16 protein-coding genes are annotated in these 17,769 nt (G+C 75.0%); 10 read left to right on the top strand and 6 right to left on the bottom strand.

Features of this window, described 5'->3' with window-relative positions:
- The first annotated feature begins 88 nt into the window (after positions 1-88).
- Positions 89-901: an SAM-dependent methyltransferase gene (locus ACH4ZX_RS01565; RefSeq protein WP_398265731.1), complete on the top strand. Its 813-nt coding sequence runs from the start codon at positions 89-91 to the stop codon at positions 899-901.
- A 247-nt stretch (positions 902-1,148) separates the two neighbouring features.
- Here the strand turns inward: ACH4ZX_RS01565 and ACH4ZX_RS01570 are convergent, their stop codons facing one another.
- The 4 genes from ACH4ZX_RS01570 to ACH4ZX_RS01585 form a co-directional block, all read right to left on the bottom strand.
- On the bottom strand, positions 1,149-1,454 hold the full coding sequence (locus tag ACH4ZX_RS01570) for a hypothetical protein (RefSeq protein WP_398265734.1): 306 nt from the start codon (positions 1,452-1,454) through the stop codon (positions 1,149-1,151).
- A gap of 534 nt (positions 1,455-1,988) precedes the next feature.
- Positions 1,989-3,551: an amidohydrolase gene (locus tag ACH4ZX_RS01575; protein WP_398265737.1), complete on the bottom strand. Its 1,563-nt coding sequence runs from the start codon at positions 3,549-3,551 to the stop codon at positions 1,989-1,991.
- Between the two features lie 157 nt (positions 3,552-3,708).
- A complete protein-coding gene (locus tag ACH4ZX_RS01580) occupies positions 3,709-5,547 on the bottom strand; it encodes a glycoside hydrolase family 15 protein (protein WP_398265740.1) in 1,839 nt (612 codons plus the stop codon).
- Between the two features lie 392 nt (positions 5,548-5,939).
- Positions 5,940-6,719 (bottom strand): DeoR/GlpR family DNA-binding transcription regulator, encoded by a 780-nt coding sequence (locus ACH4ZX_RS01585; RefSeq protein ID WP_398265742.1) that lies wholly within the window; start codon positions 6,717-6,719, stop codon positions 5,940-5,942.
- Between the two features lie 130 nt (positions 6,720-6,849).
- Here ACH4ZX_RS01585 and ACH4ZX_RS01590 point away from each other — a divergent pair, with 130 nt between their 5' ends.
- Complete coding sequence (locus tag ACH4ZX_RS01590) at positions 6,850-7,731, top strand: SIS domain-containing protein (protein ID WP_398265745.1); 882 nt, start codon at positions 6,850-6,852, stop codon at positions 7,729-7,731.
- Positions 7,732-7,924: 193 nt separating this feature from the next.
- Positions 7,925-8,779: a ketose-bisphosphate aldolase gene (locus ACH4ZX_RS01595; RefSeq protein WP_398265748.1), complete on the top strand. Its 855-nt coding sequence runs from the start codon at positions 7,925-7,927 to the stop codon at positions 8,777-8,779.
- Here the strand turns inward: ACH4ZX_RS01595 and ACH4ZX_RS01600 are convergent, their stop codons facing one another.
- Positions 8,780-9,913 (bottom strand): methyltransferase, encoded by a 1,134-nt coding sequence (locus ACH4ZX_RS01600; protein WP_398265751.1) that lies wholly within the window; start codon positions 9,911-9,913, stop codon positions 8,780-8,782.
- A gap of 158 nt (positions 9,914-10,071) precedes the next feature.
- Between ACH4ZX_RS01600 and ACH4ZX_RS01605 the strand changes: the two genes are divergently transcribed.
- Genes ACH4ZX_RS01605 through ACH4ZX_RS01615 form a run of 3 tightly spaced genes read left to right on the top strand, consistent with a single transcriptional unit; the run spans position 10,072 to position 12,466 of the window.
- Positions 10,072-10,713: an alpha-ketoglutarate-dependent dioxygenase AlkB family protein gene (locus tag ACH4ZX_RS01605; protein ID WP_398265754.1), complete on the top strand. Its 642-nt coding sequence runs from the start codon at positions 10,072-10,074 to the stop codon at positions 10,711-10,713.
- A 36-nt stretch (positions 10,714-10,749) separates the two neighbouring features.
- Positions 10,750-11,991, top strand: a complete 1,242-nt coding sequence (locus ACH4ZX_RS01610; RefSeq protein WP_398265757.1) for an ROK family protein — start codon at positions 10,750-10,752, stop codon at positions 11,989-11,991.
- Positions 11,992-12,013: 22 nt separating this feature from the next.
- Entirely contained in the window at positions 12,014-12,466 is a 453-nt protein-coding gene (locus ACH4ZX_RS01615; protein ID WP_398265760.1) for an RpiB/LacA/LacB family sugar-phosphate isomerase, read from the top strand.
- Positions 12,467-12,472: 6 nt separating this feature from the next.
- Here the strand turns inward: ACH4ZX_RS01615 and ACH4ZX_RS01620 are convergent, their stop codons facing one another.
- A complete protein-coding gene (locus ACH4ZX_RS01620) occupies positions 12,473-13,180 on the bottom strand; it encodes a DUF5701 family protein (RefSeq protein WP_398265763.1) in 708 nt (235 codons plus the stop codon).
- 227 nt (positions 13,181-13,407) lie between these two features.
- On the opposite strand from ACH4ZX_RS01620, the gene ACH4ZX_RS01625 reads away from it, so the two are divergent.
- The 4 genes from ACH4ZX_RS01625 (at position 13,408) to ACH4ZX_RS01640 (ending at position 17,653) form a co-directional block, all read left to right on the top strand.
- Positions 13,408-13,884, top strand: coding sequence for a hypothetical protein (locus tag ACH4ZX_RS01625; RefSeq protein ID WP_398265766.1), 477 nt, complete (start codon positions 13,408-13,410; stop codon positions 13,882-13,884).
- A gap of 171 nt (positions 13,885-14,055) precedes the next feature.
- The gene (locus ACH4ZX_RS01630; protein WP_398265769.1) at positions 14,056-14,349 is read left to right on the top strand and encodes an SHOCT domain-containing protein; all 294 of its coding nucleotides are present in this window, start codon (positions 14,056-14,058) and stop codon (positions 14,347-14,349) included.
- A complete protein-coding gene (locus ACH4ZX_RS01635) occupies positions 14,346-15,092 on the top strand; it encodes an ABC transporter ATP-binding protein (RefSeq protein ID WP_398265772.1) in 747 nt (248 codons plus the stop codon). Before ACH4ZX_RS01630 ends, ACH4ZX_RS01635 begins: the two co-directional genes overlap by 4 nt.
- Positions 15,092-17,653 (top strand): ABC transporter permease, encoded by a 2,562-nt coding sequence (locus ACH4ZX_RS01640; RefSeq protein ID WP_398265775.1) that lies wholly within the window; start codon positions 15,092-15,094, stop codon positions 17,651-17,653. The genes ACH4ZX_RS01635 and ACH4ZX_RS01640 overlap by 1 nt, the downstream gene beginning before the upstream one ends.
- Positions 17,654-17,769: the final 116 nt, after the last annotated feature.

The raw sequence follows: 17,769 nt of genomic DNA on the forward strand, positions 1-17,769 counted from the left end.
GGCGCGCGGCGACGACAACGATATCGCCGCGGGTCGTCGGTAACTATATGATGAGGTGTCAAGTGCCTTGTGCCGAAAGGATGTTCTGGTGACCGACAGTGGACCTCTGCCGCCGGGAGCCGATCCCGACAAGGCGAGCGTCGCCCGGATGTACGACGCGATGCTCGGCGGAGAGCACAACTTCGCCATCGACCGGGAGGCGGTGGCGGCGTTCACGGCCATCGACCCCCAGGTCCGCATGCTCGCCCGGGCCAACCGCGCCTTCCTCGGACGGGCCGTGCGCTTCCTGATAGGCAACGGGGTGCGGCAGTTCATCGACCTCGGCTCGGGCATCCCCACCCAGGGCAACGTGCACGAGGTGGCGCAGGCGGCCAGCCCCGGCGCCCGGGTGGTCTACGTCGACAAGGACCCCGTCGCCGTCGCCCACAGCGCGTCGCTGCTCGCGGACAATCCGGACGCGGACATCGTCGACGCCGACATCCGGCGCCCGGACGAGGTCCTGTCCTCCCCGCAGCTGCACAAACTGATCGACTTCGAGCAGCCGGTCGCGGTGCTGATGGTCGCGATCCTGCACTTCATCACGCCGGAGGAGGACCCGGCCGGCATCGTCGCCGGCTTCCGGGACGCCCTGCCCGGCGACAGCTGGCTGGCCCTGTCCCACGCCACGAACCAGGACCGCCCGGACACGGCCGCCGCGGTGGGCCGGCTGTACCGGTCCAGGGCCACGTCGCCGGTGACCGCCCGCTCCCACGAGGAGATCCTCGGCCTCTTCACGGGCTTCGACCTGGTGGACCCGGGCCTGGTCCACGTCCCTGTGTGGCGCCCGGACCCGCACGACCGCGTCCCCGACAACCCGTCGGAGTACTGGGTGTACGCGGGGGTGGGCCGCAAGAGCGGCTGACGGGGGCGGTCGGGACGGGGGCCGACGGCGGGGGCGGCGTGGCCGACCGGAGCCGGCGTCCCGGGCCCGGGCAGGGGGCGCCGGCTCCGGGCCGGAGGACCAGGCTGCGCGCGGACCGGCGGGCGGCCGGGCCGGTCAGGGCGCGGGGGACGACCCACGTGTGACCGTGTCTCCCTCCGGGCGGCTGTTCCCTGGGGCAGGCGCCGCTCCGGCAGCGGGCGGGCACACCCCGCGCGGCGGGTGGCAGTCAGGGACCGGACGTCTCTGTCGCCTTGCCGCCGGACCCGGGCCCCGCTTCCCGGCTCCGATGCCACGCAACGGCCGGGCGGGGCCGGTCCTCGGCGAGGGACCGCATCCTCTCCCGGTAGGCGGCCGCGTCGATCCGGCCGCGCAGCCGCTGTCCCACCAGTCGTCCCTCGGCCGCCTCCAGGGCGGCGCGGTGCCGTCGTACCCGCACGGCGTGGTGGCCCGCGGCCGGGCTCAGCAGGCGGGCGGTGTCGTACAACGCACCGGCGACGATGAGCAGTTGCAGCAGAACGGCTATGGCGATCATGACACTGACTCCGAGCGTGCGGTGGCGGTCTTCGGCGTTGTCCCTGCCATGTCCCCGCCTCCCGGTCGCCGGCGCCGCTTCCGTTCCCAGTGCAACGCGGGCGGTGCCGTGCGCGGAGGGGCCACCCGGGTGAGGCGGGGGCCGTCCGGCCCTGGCGGTCGGGCCGGCCGGTGGCTACGGCGCCGCGCGCCGGCCGGCACCGCCGGCCGTGACCGACGCGGCGCCCGCTCCCCGGACCTGATGCCGACGGGGTGCTCCTGACAACGTGCGGCACTGTGCCCCACCGACCTGCGCCGCGACCGGGCCGTTGCCCGCGGAGCCTGGCGCCGGAGTTCTGGATCGGGGTGGCCCGGCACCGGGGCGGGGCGGGGCGCGGGTGGCGGTCCGGCGCGAGCGGGGGGAACCGGTCGGGTTGGGTTGCGTCTCGCGCCGCGTCATACGCGGTGCTCACGCGCACGTGGTGCTCACACGCGCACGTGAGTCTCACACGCGCACGTGGTACTCACCCGCGCGCGGGGTGCCTCGCGGGTGTTCTCAGAAGGGGCCGCGTGTCCAGCGGCCGGCGGCCATTGTGGCGTGTACCGGCATCTCGCGCAGCGTGGGGGCGTCCGCCTCCAGCGGGTCCGCGTCGACGATCACCAGGTCGGCCGGGGCGCCGGCGCGGGGGCGGGAACGGCCCAGCGCCGACGCCGCGAGCGCCGCCCCAACCGGCAGGCGTTGTTCCGGGTGCCAGGCGGGCCGCTCGTCGGCCGTCCGGCTGACGGCCGACGCGATGCCCAGCCACGGGTCGAGGGGGGAGACGGGGGCGTCGGAGCCGAACTCCAGCCGCACGCCGGCCGCCAGCAGGTCGGCGTAGGCGAAGGCCCGCCCGGTGCGTCCGGCCCAGTGCCGGTCGGCGACGTCGCGGTCGTCGGGGGCGTGCGCGGGCTGCACGCTCGCCGTGATGCCCAGCTCCGCGAATCGCGGCACGTCCGCCGCTGTCAGCAACTGGGCGTGCTCGACGCGGCCCCGGCAGCCGACGGCCTCGAACGCGTCGAGGGCGAGCGTGTTGGCGCGGTCGCCGATCGCGTGGACGGCGGGTTCCAGGCCGTGCGCGGCGGCCCGCCGCATCAGCCGGACCAGTTCCTCCCGCGGCGTCTCCTGCACCCCGTACGCCTCCGGAGTGCCCTCGAGACCCGGGTAGGGGTCGCGGCACAGCGCGGTGCGCGTGTTGAGGGAACCGTCCGTGAACACCTTGAGCGGGCCGACCCGGACCATGCCGCCGGTCCCCGGCAGGACGTCGCCGGTGCGGAGCCCGCGCTCGATCACCTCCTCCAATTGCGCCGGATACACGGCGGCCCGCACCCGCACCGCGAGCGGCGCCGCCGCGGCGCGCCGGCTCCAGTCGGTGACGTTGTCGGCGAAGTGGAAGTCGACGATGCCCGTGACGCCCCGCGCGGCCGCGTCCCGGCACGCCTCGGCCACCCACCGGTCGAGCACCTCCGCGGGCGCCTCGGTCAGCGCGTCGAGCACCTCGAAGCACTCGTGCTCCCGCAGCAGGCCCGTCGGATGGCCGCCCCGTCCGACCCGCGCCAGTGCCGCCGAGTTCAGCCACGCGGCGTGCAGGTCCGCGCCGACCAGCGCGACCGGCCGGTCCGGGCACACGGCGTCGAGCAGCGACCGGTGCGGCGTGTCGGACCACAGCCCGTCCCGGAAGCTGTGGCCCGTCAGCATCTCCCCGGCGGGCAGGCCGGTCGCGTGCCGCCGTACGGCCTCGGCCACCGCCCGCGCCGAGCCGATGCCGGACAGGTCGAGCCGGTGCCGGTTGCCGGCCCACTGGGCCATGTGCACGTGGGCGTCCCACAGACCGGGCAGGACGGTCCGCCCGCCCAGGTCGACCACCACGTCCCCCGCGGCCTTCCCCGCGGAGTTCCCCGCGGCCTCCTCCGTGACGTCACCGCGCCCGTCCTCCGCCACCACGGCGACGATCCTCCCGCCGGCGACCCGCACGCTGCCCAGCGGCCCGCCCGGCCCGATCCGCACGCGGGCGAGCGTCACCGCGGGCGGGTCGCCCGGTTCACCGGCCCGGAGACCGGGCATCCCGTCGAGGCTCGTCATGAGGGCTCCCGTCGTCGGCGCGACATGCCACGGGCGGGGACGCGCGACATGCCGCCCTGCCCACCGGCTGATCCGGCTGATCCGGCTGATCCGGTTCCGAGGCTACGCGCCGGTGACCGGCCGGTGACACGGCCCCCGCCGCAGGCGGCCGCCGGTCTCAGCCGAGGGCCCGGTCCAGGTTGAAGGCGGCGCTGATGAGCGAGAGATGGGTGAACGCCTGCGGGAAGTTGCCCTGCTGCTCCCCGGTGTGGCTGATCTCCTCGGCGTACAGGCCGAGGTGGTTGGCGTAGGTCAGCATCTTCTCGAAGGCGAGGCGGGCCTCGTCGATCCGTCCGGCGTGCACCATGGCCTCGACGTACCAGAACGAGCAGATGGAGAAGGTGCCCTCGTCGCCGCGCAGCCCGTCGGGGCTGGCCGTCGGGTCGTAGCGGTAGACCAGCGAGTCGGACACCAGGTCTTGGGTGAGGGCGTCGAGCGTGGACAGCCACTTGGGATCGGTGGGGGCGATGAACTTCGTCAGCGGCATCATCAGCACGGCCGCGTCCAGCACGTCGCCGTCCTCGTGCTGCACGAAGGCCTGCCGGGACTCCGACCAGCCCCGGCTCATGATCCGCCGGTAGATGGTGTCCCGGCACTGCCGCCAGCGCGGCAGGTCGGCGGGCAGGCCGCGCCGGTTGGCCATGCGGATGGCCCGTTCGATCGCCACCCAGCACATCAGCCGCGAGTACAGGAAGTTCTTCCGGCCGCCGCGGGTCTCCCAGATCCCCTCGTCGGGCTGGTCCCAGTGCTCGCACACCCAGTCCACCAGCGCGCACACGTCGTCCCACTGGTCGCTGGAGACCGGCTTGGCCCACTTGTCGTAGAGGTAGATCGAGTCGATGAGCGCGCCGTAGATGTCGAGCTGCAACTGCTCGGCGGCGCCGTTGCCGACCCGCACCGGCGCCGACCCGTGATGCCCCTCCAGGTGGTCGAGCTCGACCTCGGGCAGGTCGGTGCGGCCGTCGATGCCGTACATGATCTGCAGCGGGCCCGACGGCTTGCCGTCGCCGGGACTGACGTGCCGGGTCACGAAGTCCATGAACGCCTCGGCCTCGCCGGTGAAGCCGAGCCGCAGCAGCGCGTAGACGCAGAACGCCGCGTCGCGCACCCACATGTACCGGTAGTCCCAGTTGCGCTCGCCGCCCAGTTCCTCGGGCAGGCTCGTGGTCGGCGCGGCGACCATCGCGCCGGTGGGCGCGTAGGTGAGCAGCTTCAAGGTGAGCGCGGAGCGGTGCACCATCTCCCGCCAGCGGCCCCGGTACTTGGAGGCGGACAGCCAGCGCCGCCAGTACGCCACCGTGGTGGTGAACTGCTCCTCGGCCTCGAGCCGCGCGCACCCGCGCGGCTGCACGTCCCCGCCGACCTGGTCGAGCGCGAACACCGCCGACTCGCCCTCGGCGAGCTTGAAGTCGGCCCGCGCGTCGGGGCCGTCGGCCTCCATCGGCACGGTCGCGGTCAGCGCGAGCGACAGCGCGTCGGTCTGGAACAGCGCCACCCCGCTGATCATGCGCAGGGTGTGCGGCCGGGCGCCGTACTCGAACCGCGGGGCGACCCGGACGCTGAACGGGATCGAGCCGCGCACGCACACCACGCGCCGGATCAGCCGGTGCCGGTCGGCCTCGACCTTCTCGCCGCTGATGGGCATGAAATCCTGCACCTCGCCGACACCGTCCTCGGTGAAGAAGCGGGTGATCAGGACATTGGTGTCGGGGAAGTAGAACTGCTTCGTCGTCGCGGGCACGGCCGCCGCCAGCTCGAAGCAGCCGCCGCGCTCGGCGTCGAGGATCGACGCGAAGACGCTCGGCGCGTCGAAGGACGGACAGCAGTACCAGTCGATGGTGCCGTCCGTGCCCACCAGGGCCACGCTGCGCAGATCACCGATGAGACCGTGCTCCGCGATCGGCAGATAGCGCGGGGCGGACCCCGGCCTCTCCTCGTCGGTCGCGCTACCGCCCATCGCAGCCTCCCTGCCCCGACCGGATCCCCGCTCCAGCTTAGGGCGGATCGCCGCCCCGAGCGCGGGGTTCATGAAGGCGAGGGCGGTGGGTTCGCGGAGGCGAGGACGCGGGGTTCGCGGAGGCGGGGGCGGTGGGTTCGCGGAGGCGAGGACGCGGGGTTCGCGGAGGCGGGGGCGGTGGGTTTGCGGAGGCGAGGACGCGGGGTTCGCGGAGGCGGGGGCGGTGGGTTCGCGGAGGCGGGGGCGGTGGGTTCGCGGAGGCGAGGACGCGGGGTCCGCGGAGGCGAGGGCGGTGGGTTCGCGGAGGCGGGGGCGCGGGGTTCGCGAAGGCGCGGCCGTGGGGATCGCCCGGGCGCGACCGCGGAGTGCGTCGAGGCCCGGTCGGCCTCGGGTCAGACGGCGACGACCCGCACTCCGGCCTCCTCGAACCGCCGCACCGCGTCCGGGCTCGCCGCCGTGTCCGTGACCAGCGTGTCCACCGCGTCGGCCGCGCAGATGCGGGCGAACGCGCGCCGGCCCAGCTTGCTGGAGTCGGCCGCGACCACCACCCGCTCGGCCCGTTCGCACAGCAGCCGGTTGACCGCGGCCTCCGCCTCGTCGTGCGCGGCGGCGCCGTGGGTGACGTCGAAGGCGACCACGCCGAGCACCGCCACATCGAGGGTGATCTGCCCCAGCACCCCGTCGGCGAGCGGCCCGACGAGTTCGTACGACTGCGGGCGCGCGACCCCGCCGGTCACCACGATCTTGAACTGGGGGCGCACCGCCAGCTCGTTGGCGATGTTCAGCGCGTTCGTGACGACGGTGAGCGCGGGCGAACCGGAGGCGAGATCGCCGCGCACCGCCAGGGCGCGCGCCACCTCGGTGGTGGTCGTGCCGCCGGTGAGGCCCACCGCCTCGCCGGGGGAGACCACAGCGGCGACGGCCTTCGCGATGCGCTGCTTCTCGGAGGCGTGCCGGGCCGTCTTGTACCGCAGCGGCAGCTCGTACGACACCCCGTGCACGACCGCGCCGCCCCGGGTCCGCACCAGCATCTGCTGCTCGGCGAGCTGGTCGAAGTCGCGCCGGATCGTCGCGGCCGACACCCGCAGATCGGCGGCCGCCTCCTCCACGTCGAGCCGGCCGCGTTCGACGAGCAGTTCCAGCAGCGTCTTCCAGCGGGCGTCCCGCGACATCCGCACCCTCCGTCCCTCGGCCTCCCGGCGACCCTAGCGCAACGAGATCGCGTCGATATGCTTGAAGTTGCTCGAAACGGCTGGGTATCTTGCAGGAAAAATCACAGCGCGGTGACGAGGAGGGGACGCCATGACGTACGTCGAGGACGAACTGACCAGCCAGCCCGAGTGCTGGACGCGCGCGGCCGCGGAGGCCGGACGGCACACCGGCGTGCTTCCGGCGCCGGGGGAGCGGGTCGCGCTCACCGGATGCGGCACCTCGTACTTCATGGCGCAGGCGGCCGCGGCCCTGCGCGAGGCCGCAGGCCAGGGCGAGACGGACGCCTTCGCCGCCTCCGAGTTCCCCCACGGGCGGTCCTACGACCGCGTCGTCGCCCTCACCCGCTCCGGCACCACCACCGAAGTGCTGGAGCTGCTCGGCAGGCTGAAGGGGCGCACCCGGACCGTCGCCGTCACCGCCGACCCGGACACGCCCGTCGTGGACGCCGCCGACGACACCGTCGTGCTCGGCTTCGCCGACGAACGCTCCGTCGTCCAGACCCGGTTCGCGACCAGCGCGCTGACCCTGCTGCGTGCCCACCTCGGCCTGCACACCGACGCCGTCGTCGCCGACGCCCGCACCGCGCTCGCCACCCCGCTGCCCGAAGGGCTCGTCGACTGCGCGCAGTTCACCTTCCTGGGCCGGGGCTGGACGGTCGGCCTGGCCCACGAGGCCGGGCTGAAGATGCGCGAGGCCGCGCTCGCCTGGACCGAGGCCTACCCGGCGATGGAGTACCGGCACGGCCCCATCAGCATCACCACCCGCTCCACCGCCACCTGGATGCTCGGCGACCCGCCCGAGGGGCTGGCCGGACAGGTCCGCGCCACCGGCGGCACGTGGGTGGCGGACGGCCTCGACCCGCTCGCCGGGCTGGTCCGCGTCCAGCGCCTCGCCGTCGCCGTGGCCGCCGCCCGCGGCCTCGACCCGGACAACCCACGCCACCTCACCCGCTCCGTGATCCTCACGCCCTGAGCCCCTTTGCCCCCTGAGCCCCTGCGCCCCCTGAGCCGCAGAGCACTGACCCCCCTGTGCCCTGAGCCCTGAGCCCTGAGCCCTGAGCCCTGAAGCCCTGAAGCCCTGAAGCCCTGAAGTCCCGGAGTCCCGGAGTCCCGGAGTCCCGGAGTCCCGGAGTCCCGGGGTCCCGGAGTCCCGGAAAGGACCGGCCGTGCCCCTCGTGACCACCGGTGAGCTCGTCGCCCGCGCCGCGGCGGCCCGCTCCGCCGTCCCCTCCTTCAACGTCATCACGCTGGAACACGTCGAGGCCGTCATCGCCGGCGCCGAGTCCGCGCGGGCCCCCGTCGTCCTCCAGGTCAGCGAGAACGCCGTAAAGTTCCGCTACGGGCGGCTGCTGCCGCTCGCCCGCGCCGCCGTCGCCGCCGCCGAACGCGCCGCCGTCCCGGTCGCCCTGCACCTCGACCACGTCCAGAGCGACGGCCTGCTGCGGCAGGCGCCGGACGCCGGCTTCAGCTCGGTGATGTACGACGCGTCCCACCTGCCCTACCCGGACAACCTCGCCGCGACCAGCGCGGCAGCGAGCTGGGCGCACGCCCAAGGGCTGTGGATCGAGGCCGAGTTGGGGCAGGTCGCGGGCAAGGACGACCGGCCGCCGCTGGACGCCCACGCCCCCGGCGCCCGCACCGACCCCGACCAGGCCCGCGCCTTCGTCGCCGGCTCCGGCGTGGACGCCCTCGCCGTCGCGGTCGGCAGCGTGCACGCGATGACCACGCGTACCGCCACCCTCGACCACGACCTCCTCGAACGCCTGTCAGCCACCCTGGACGTGCCCCTCGTGCTGCACGGCTCCTCCGGGCTCCCGGACGGCGAACTCGTCGCCGCCGTCGCGGGCGGCATCGCCAAGGTGAACGTCGGCACCGCCCTCAACCTCGCCATGACGGGCGCCATCCGCACGTTCCTGGCCGCCCATCCCGAGGCGGCGGACTCCCGCGCCTACCTGAGCGTGGGACGCGAGGCGATGGCCCGTACGGTGGAGCGGATCACCGGCGTGCTGGCCCGCGCCTGATCACCTCTTCACGGCCTTCAGCACCACGAACTTCCGGTCGCCGGCGACGAGTTCGCTGTTGCCGAACAGCCGCCGCAGCTTGACGTGGTACCCGAGGTGCCGGTTGCCGACCACCCACAGCTCGCCACCGGGCCGCAGCGCACGCCGGGCGCCGGTGAACATCCGCCACGCGGTGGCGTCGGTCGTCGCCTGGTGCGAGTGGAACGGCGGGTTGTTGAGCACCAGGTCGACGCTGCCGTCCGGCACCCCCGCCAGCCCGTCCCCGACCCGGAACTCGGCGTGTCCCGGCAGCCCGCCGGCCTTCCACGTGGCCTCCGCCGAGGCGACGGCCTGGAACGACTCGTCCACGAACAGCACCTCGGCCGCCGGATCGGCGGCCGCCACCGCCGCGCCGACGACACCGTTGCCGCAGCCCAGGTCCACCACCCGCCGGGCACCGTGCCCGGCCGGCAGGTGCCGCAGGAAGAAACGGGTGCCGATGTCGAGCCGGTCGGCGCAGAACACCCCCGCGTGGTTGACCACGGTGCGCCCCGACAGCGGGCCGATTCCGTCGGGCAGGGCGTAGCTGTACGGCCACGGGTTGACGGGCCGGGGAAGCGCCGGGTCCGGCGCGCAGAAGATCAGGCGGGCCTTCTGCTCCGCGAGCGAGGTGCGGGTCGGGCCGAGGATCCGCTCGAACAGCCGCAGCGTCGAGGTGTGGATCTCCTTCACCATCCCGGCGCCGACGACGACCGTGCCCGCGTGCACGGCGGGCGCCAGCCGCAGCAGCTGGTCCTCGAGCAGCGCCAGGCTCTTGGGCACCCGCACCAGCAGCACGTCGACCCGCTCGGGCGGCGGGTCCTGGGTGGTCAGCAGCCCCACGGTCCCCGGTTCGGCCCCGGCCCGGGCCAGGTTCGCCCGGGTCGCCTCCTGCGACAGGAAGGAGTCGGTGATCTGCACGGGCCGGTGCGCCGCGAGGGCGGTGACCAGGGCGCCCCACCGGTCCCCGACCACCACCACGGTGCCCGACAGCGGCACCTCCTCGGCGGCCAGATGCCGGAGCAGGTAGGCGTCGGCGGCGTCCCAGGCACGCAGCCTCTCGCGCGGGTCGTGCGGGAAACGGGTCAGCGCGAGCTCGCCCCAGGGCGTGGTCATCCGGTCGTTCATCGTGCCCCAAGGCTAAGGCCTGCCGCGCGGGTCGTCCGGCGTCGCCCGGGAGGCACCGCGTCCCCGCGGACCGCCCGGCCCCGGTCCGCCCCGGCCCCAGCCCCGGCCGGCGAGCTCACGCGGCGGGACGCGGCACGATGGAAGACATGGATGCCGGACTGTTCCCCCGGTTCCGCACCGAGGTAGCGCCCGGCGCGGTGCACGTGCCGGACTGGCTGGACGCGGAGGGTCAGCGGGAGCTGCTGCGGGCGTGCCGCGCGTGGGCCCGCCCGCCCGCCGGCCTGCGCACCGTCCGCACCCCCGGCGGCGGCACGATGTCCGCCCGCCAGGTCTGTCTCGGCCGGCACTGGTACCCGTACGGCTACGCCGCCACGGCCGTCGACGGCGACGGCGCCCCGGTGAAGCCGTTCCCGGCCTGGCTCGGCGACCTGGCCCGCCGGGCCGTCGCGGACACGCTGGGGACGACGGCGCCCCCCTACGACATCGCGCTGATCAACTACTACGACGCCGACGCCCGCATGGGCATGCACCGCGACAGCGACGAGAGGTCCGACGCGCCGGTCGTCTCCCTCAGCCTGGGCGACAGTTGCGTCTTCCGTTTCGGCAACGCCGAGACCCGCACCAGGCCCTGGACGGACGTCGAACTGCGCAGCGGCGACCTGTTCGTCTTCGGCGGCCCGTCCCGGCTCGCCCATCACGGCGTGCCCCGGGTCCATCCGGGCACCGCGCCACCGGAGTTGGGGCTGACCGGACGGCTGAACGTCACGCTCCGGGTCGGCGGCCCGTAGCCCGGCGCGCCCGCGGATCATGGGAGACTCGCCCTCATGAGCGGCAAGGCGGACCCCCGGCCGGCGGGGGAAGGGACCACCTCGAGGACGCGTCTGGACCGGGGGCGCGGCGCGCTCGGCCCCGCGTTGGAGCTCGTGCACACCGGACGGGCGCCCACCCGGGCCGTGCTCACCGCCGAACTCGGGGTGACGCGGGCGACGGCCGGCGCGGTCGCCGCCGAGCTGGAGGCGCTCGGGCTGATCCGGGTCGACGCCCGGCCCGGCGCGGCGGCCGGTTCGCAGGGCAGGCCCTCGCACCGGCTGGAGATCGCCGAGGAGGGGCCGGTCGCCCTCGCCGCGCAGGTGCACGCCGACGGGTTCCGGGCCGCGCTGGTCGGCCTCGGCGGCCGGATCGTCGCCACCGCGCCGGGCTGCGAGACCGTCGACGCCGACCCGGCGAAGGTGCTCGGCTCGGTCGTCGACGCCGGCGCGCGGCTGCTGCGGGAGACCGGTCTGCGCTGCGTCGGCGCCGGACTGGCCGTGCCGTCCGCGGTCGCCGAGCCGGAGGGCCTCGCCCTGAACCCGCTGCATCTCGCCTGGCCGGTGGGCGCGCCGGTGCGGCGGATCTTCGCGGAGCGGGTGCGCGAGGCCGGGATCACCGGACCCGCCTTCGCGGGCAACGACGTCAACCTCGCCGCGCTCGCCGAGCACCGGCACGGGGCGGGCCGCGGCGCGCGGGACCTGCTGTGCGTGGCCACCGGGCACCGCGGCGTGGGCGGCGCGCTGGTGCTGGACGGCCGCCTGCACACCGGGAGTTCGGGCCTGGCGCTGGAGGTCGGCCACCTCACCGTCAACCCCGAGGGCCGCCCCTGCCACTGCGGCAGCCGCGGCTGTCTCGACGTCGAGGCCGACCCGCTGGCCTTCCTCACCGCCGCCGGCCTCGACCCCGGCCCGGAGGTGTCCCTGCTGCAGCAGGCCCACGACCTGATCCGCGGCCACTACGACACCCCGTCCGTCCGCGCGGCCGCCGAGACCCTCATCGACCGCCTCGGCCTCGGCCTGGCGGGCCTGGTCAACATCCTCAACCCGGACCGCATCATCCTCGGCGGCCTGCACCGCACCCTCCTCGACGCCGACCCCGACCGGCTGCGCGCGGTGGTCGCCGGACGCAGCCTGTGGGGCCAGAGCGGCGGTGTGCCGATCCTGGCCTGCGGCCTGGACCACAACAGCCTGGTCGGCGCCGCGGAGCTGGCGTGGCAGCCGGTCCTGGACGACCCCCTGGCCGCGCTGGCGGCCTGAGCCCGAAGGAGCCAGACCCACCATGCGCATCTCCGTTTCCTCGGACATGGACGAGCCGGTGGCCCGCCTCCTCGTCGACGTGCTGCGCGAACGCGGCCACGAGGTGGTGACCCACGGGGCGCTGAAGGCCGGCGACGACCCGCAGTGGGCCGTGTGCTCCCGGGCCGCGGCCCGCGAGGTCGCCGCCGGGGCGTCGGACCAGGCGGTCGTGTGCTGCTGGACCGGCACCGGCGCGTCCATCGCCGCGAACAAGGTGCCGGGGGTGCGGGCCGCCCTGTGCACGGACGCCGGCACGGCCGACGGCGCCCGCCGCTGGAACGACGCGAACGTGCTGGCGCTGAGCCTGCGGCTGACGTCCGGGCCGCTGCTGAAGGAGATCCTCGACGCCTGGTTCGCCGCCGAGCCCAGCGAGGACCCCGAGGACCGCGCGAACGTGGCCCTCCTCGACACCGACCCCTCGTCCCGCCCGCGGTGAGCCGACCTACCGGTCCCCGCCCCGGCGGTCCGCCGCCGAGGCGAAGCCCAGCCAGGTGTGCCGGTTGCCCGCCCAGCACCAGCCGACCTTGGGCGCGTCGCGGCGCTCGCGGCCGTCCCGCCCGGTGCCGTTGCTGATCCAGATCGCCGGGGTACGGGCGTCCAGGACGCCGCCCGCCTTGCGCAGCCGGGAGCCGATGGTCATGAAGCAGTGGTTGCGCTCCAGGACGGCGGGCTGCTGCAGCACCCAGTGGATGCCCTCGGTGAGCAGTAACGGGGTGCGGGCCTTGTTCGTGAGGGCGGGCAGCGCCTCGTCCGGACTCCAGCCGGCCATGTGGTCGCCGCGGTCCAGGCCGGTGAGGACGTGGAGCGGGGAGTCCGGCAGCACGACGCTGTCGAGCGGGGCGAAGAGGTCGACATCCGTCATGTCCGTCACGACGAAGCCCGGTTTGCCGTCATGGCGGAGCAGCGGCGCGAGGGCGGAGGCGGGGGCCCGGTCCGGGTGCACGGTGAGCAGGGCGCCCTCCGCGCCCGCGACGGCCTCGGCCGCCGCGGCGAAGGCGCGGAGCCGGGCGGCGGACAGCCCCGCCGTCTGGTGCACCCCCAGTTCGATCAGTCGTTCGGCCTGCGCGCTCAGGGCCGGGAGGGCCGGGAGAACGGGGGAAGCGGCGGACGTGGCCGGCGTGGCGGACGTGGCTGACGTGTTTTCGGGCACGATGCTCCCAGGGATCGCGACGTCGATGGGTCCGGGCAACGAAACGGCCCGCCGGATCGTTCCCGCGTGTCCTCCGCCCTGTGCGGCGACGGTGACTCAGCGCAGGCCCTCAGGTGCACAACCGTACATACTGACAGGTAACGTCCACGGGGCCGCCGCGTCCAGGGCCGAACGGTCCGCAACCGCCGGTCGCCGCCCGCGTGTCCCCTTCAGTGAGGGAGGCCGACATGACGACAGACAAGACACCGCACGGACCGCGCCGGCGGACCGTCGCACTCTCCGCCGCAGCGCTCGCACTCACCACCCTGGCCACCACGGGCTCCGCCGCCACCGCGGACGCCGGAGCGTCGGCGCCCGCCCGGAGGGCCCCGCAGTCCCAGGACATCGCGACATCGGTTCTCGGCACGGACTACAAGGTCACGCTCACGGCCCTGCGGTCCACGTCCGACAAGTACGCCGCCACCGTGCGCATGCGGGTCTTCGTCCATGACGGCGGGGCCTGGAAGGAGTCCGACCACATCACGGTGGGCAAGGCCGGCGGCTGGTTCTGGTACCCGCTGACCGGCAGGCACGCGGTCCGCGAGTTCGCCACCGCGAGCACCGAGCCCGCACCGGTCGACGTCAGCCTGCTGATCACGCCGTCGATCGGCTACTCCGACACCTTCCACTACCGCATCAGCCACGGGGACGTCACCCCCCGCTGAGCCGGACCGGGAAGCAGCCGCCCGCCGCCCGCGTACTCCCCCCGTGGTAGGCGCGGTGCCGCTGGCCGTACGACGACCGGGGCCCCCTTCGGGGACGACCCTCGGAAGCGACGGGACGACGAGGCCACCGCCTCCGTCACCTCCATCGCGACTCCGAGGAGCTGAACCGACATGCAGAACCTGGCGCACTTCGGCGACGGCGGGCCCGGCCCGTGGATCCTGCTGTTCCCGCTGGTCTGGGCGGCCGTCGTGACCGGCGCCGTCACCCTGCTGCGCCGCACGGTGCGGCGCGGACGCGGCGGCGCCCCGTGGCGGCCCACCGTCCAGGAGAACTCACCGATCACCGTGCTCGGCCACCGCTTCGCCTCCGGTGAGATCGACGAGGACGAGTACTGGCGCCGGCTGTCCGTCCTGGACGAGCAGTTCGGCCGCACCGGCAAGGGCGGCAGGGGCGGTGCGGCATGACCACGACGACCGCCGGCCGGACGGCCGCCCGGGTCGTCGACGCCGTCAAGGTCTACGGCCGCGGCGACACCGCGGTCAGGGCCCTGGACGGGGTGAGCGTCGGCTTCCCGGCCGGCCGCTTCACCGCGATCATGGGGCCCTCCGGCTCCGGCAAGTCCACCCTGATGCACTGCGCGGCCGGCCTCGACACGCTCACCTCGGGCGCCGCCTTCGTCGGCGACACCGACCTGGGCGGCCTCGACGACCGGCGGCTGACCCTGCTGCGCCGCGACCGGGTGGGCTTCGTCTTCCAGGCGTTCAACCTGGTGCCCACGCTGACCGTCCGGGAGAACATCACGCTGCCGCTGGACCTCGCGGGCGAGGGCGGCGACCCGGAGTGGACCGACGCGCTCGTCGACGTCGTCGGCCTGCGCGACCGGCTCCACCACCGGCCCGCCGAGCTCTCCGGCGGCCAGCAGCAACGCGTCGCGGTGGCGCGGGCGTTCGCCGGCCGTCCGGACGTGGTCTTCGCCGACGAGCCGACCGGCAACCTCGACTCACGCTCCGGCCAGGAGGTCCTCGGGCTGCTCGGCCGCACCGTGCGCCGCACCGGCCGCACGGTCGTCATGGTCACCCACGACCCGGTGGCCGCCGCCCATGCCGACGAGGTCGTCTTCCTCGCGGACGGACGCCTGGTCGACCGGATGGACTCGCCGACCGCCGACCGGGTCCTGGACCGGCTGAAATCCTTCGAGGTGCGCTGATGAACGCCCCCGTCCGCCTGAGCGCGGCCTCCCTGCGCGCCCACAAGCGGCGCTTCGCCGGCACGTTCCTCGCCGTGTTCCTCGGCGTCGCCTTCCTGACCGGCACCCTCGTCATGGGCGACACGCTCCGCGCCGGCTTCGACACCATGTTCGGCGACGCGGCCCGCGGCACCGACGCCGTCGTCCGCGGCGCCGACGCCATCACCGCGCCCGGGGAGAGCCAGGGCGTGCGCCGGCCGGTCGACGCGCACCTCGCCGACGCCCTCGCCGCGGTGCCGGGCGTGGCCGCCGCCGAGCCCGACATCCAGGGCGCGGGCCAGCTCGTCGGGGCCGACGGAGAGCCCGTCGGCGGCAAGGGACCGCCCACCGTCGCCGGGAACTGGATCGCCGACCCGGAACTCAATCCCTACCGGCTCGCCGAGGGCCGCGCCCCCCGCAAGCCCGGCGAGGTCGTCGTCAACCGCGGCGCCGCGAAGAAGGGCGGCCTGCACATCGGCGACACCACGACCCTGCGCACACCCGACCCGGTCCGGGTGACGATCGTCGGCCTCGCGACCTTCGGCGGCGCGGACGGCATGGCGCAGGTGACCTACACCGGCATGACGCGCGCCGACGCCGGGAAGTACCTCACGGCCAGGCCGGGCGAGGCGGCGAGCATCCTCGTACGGGCCGAACCCGGCGTGGACCAGCGAGAATTGGTGTCCCGTCTGACCCGGGCCCTGCCCGCGGGCATCGAGGCGATCACCGGCCAGGAGTCGGCGCGGGAGAACACCGACATGGTCTCCAGCCGGTTCCTCACCCTCTTCACCGCCTTCCTGCTGGTCTTCTCCGGCGTCGCCCTGCTGGTGGCGACCTTCTCCATCCACAACACCCTCGCCATCGTCACCGCCCAACGCACACGCGAGAACGCCCTGCTCAGGGCAGTCGGCGCGACACGCCGCCAGATCACCGCGGCGACCCTTCTGGAGGCGAGCGCCGTGGCCGTGACCGCGTCGGCGGCCGGGCTGGCGGGCGGCATCGGCGTCGCCGCGGGACTCCAGGCGCTGTTCCCGGCGATCGGCTTCCCCTTCCCCGACGGCGACCTGGTGATCGGCGCCGTTTCGCTGGTGTCGCCGCTCGCGGTCGGCGTCCTGGTCTGCCTCGGCTCCGCCCTCCTGCCCGCCGTACGCGCCGGGCGCACCGCCCCGCTGGCCGCCCTGCGCGAGACGGCCGTCGACCACTCCGGCGCCTCCCGTACGCGGGCCGCCGCCGGAGTGGGCCTCGCCGTCATCGCCGTCGCCGTCACGCTCACCGGCGTCCTGGCCGCACGGTCGCTCTGGGCGGCGGGAGCCGGCGCCGTCCTCGCGCTGGTCTCCTTCGTGGTCCTCGGTCCGGCCGTCGCCACCGCGGCCGTACGTGTCCTCGGCGGCCCCCTCGGCCGGCTGCGCGGCGTCACCGGCGCCCTCGCCCGGCGCAACGCCCTGCGCAGTCCCCGGCGGACGGCCGCCACCGCCACCGCCCTGATGATCGGCGTGGCCGTCGTGTCGCTGTTCACGGTGTTCGCGGCCTCGCTCGAGGCGACCATGGACCAGACCGTGTCGCGGTCCTTCGCGGGCGACGTCGCCGTGAGCACCCCGTCGTTCGGCGCGGGCGGCAGCGGACTCAGCCCCCGGCTCGCCGGGGCGATCGGCCGCCTGCCCGAGGTGGACACCGCCGTGGGGCTCGGCCGCGGCGTGGCCGAAGTCGACGGCAAGGGCAGGGCGTTGACCGTGACCGATCCGGTCGCCCTGGAACGCACCTTCGACCTGGGCGACATCGACGGCTCCCTGCGCCACCTCGGCGCCGATGGCATCGCCCTCACCCGGAAGGAGGCCGGCAGGCAGCACCTCAGCACCGGCGACACGGCGCGGCTCACCTTCGCCGACGGCCGGACGAAGACGTTCACCGTCCGCGCGGTCTACGGCCGCTCCGAACTCGCCGGCGACTACGTCATCACCCGCGCCGCCTGGGCCCCGCACCGCACACAGGACGCCGACACGCTCGTCGCGGTCACCTTCAGGGACGGCGTGAGCGCGGACGCGGGCAGGGCCGCGGTGCGGAGGGTCGCCGCGCGCTACGGCGGCCCCGAGGTGCAGACCCGCGACGAGTACGCGCGCTCCTCGGCCGGCGGCATCGACATGATGCTGACCCTGGTCTACGCGCTGCTCGCGCTCGCGGTCCTCATCGCGCTGCTGGGCATTGCCAACACCCTCACCCTGGCGGTCCACGAACGCACCCGCGAACTGGGCCTGTTGCGGGCCGTCGGCCAGACCCGCCCCCAACTGCGGGCCATGGTCCGCTGGGAGTCCGTCCTCGTCGCCGCCCTCGGCACCGTGAACGGCCTCGCCCTGGGCACCTTCCTCGGCTGGACCCTGGTCGAAGCCTCCGACGGAGCGAGCGACAGCGCCTTCGCGTTCGCCGTCCCGCCGGTGCGGCTGCTGACCGTGGCCCTGGTGGGCCTCACGGCCGGCGTTCTGGCGGCCCTGCGCCCGGCCCGGCGGGCGGCGCGCCTGGACGTCCTGCGCGCCGTCGCCGCCGAGTGACGGTGACGGCCGAGTGACGGTGACGGCCGAGTGACGGTGACGGCCGACGGTGACGGCCGACCGACGGTGACGGCCGACCGACGATCCCGGCGGCGGGGTCCGACGACGCCCCCGGC

Origin of the sequence: Streptomyces sp. NPDC020490, from assembly GCF_044335305.1 — a bacterium.
Lineage (GTDB): Bacteria > Actinomycetota > Actinomycetes > Streptomycetales > Streptomycetaceae > Streptomyces.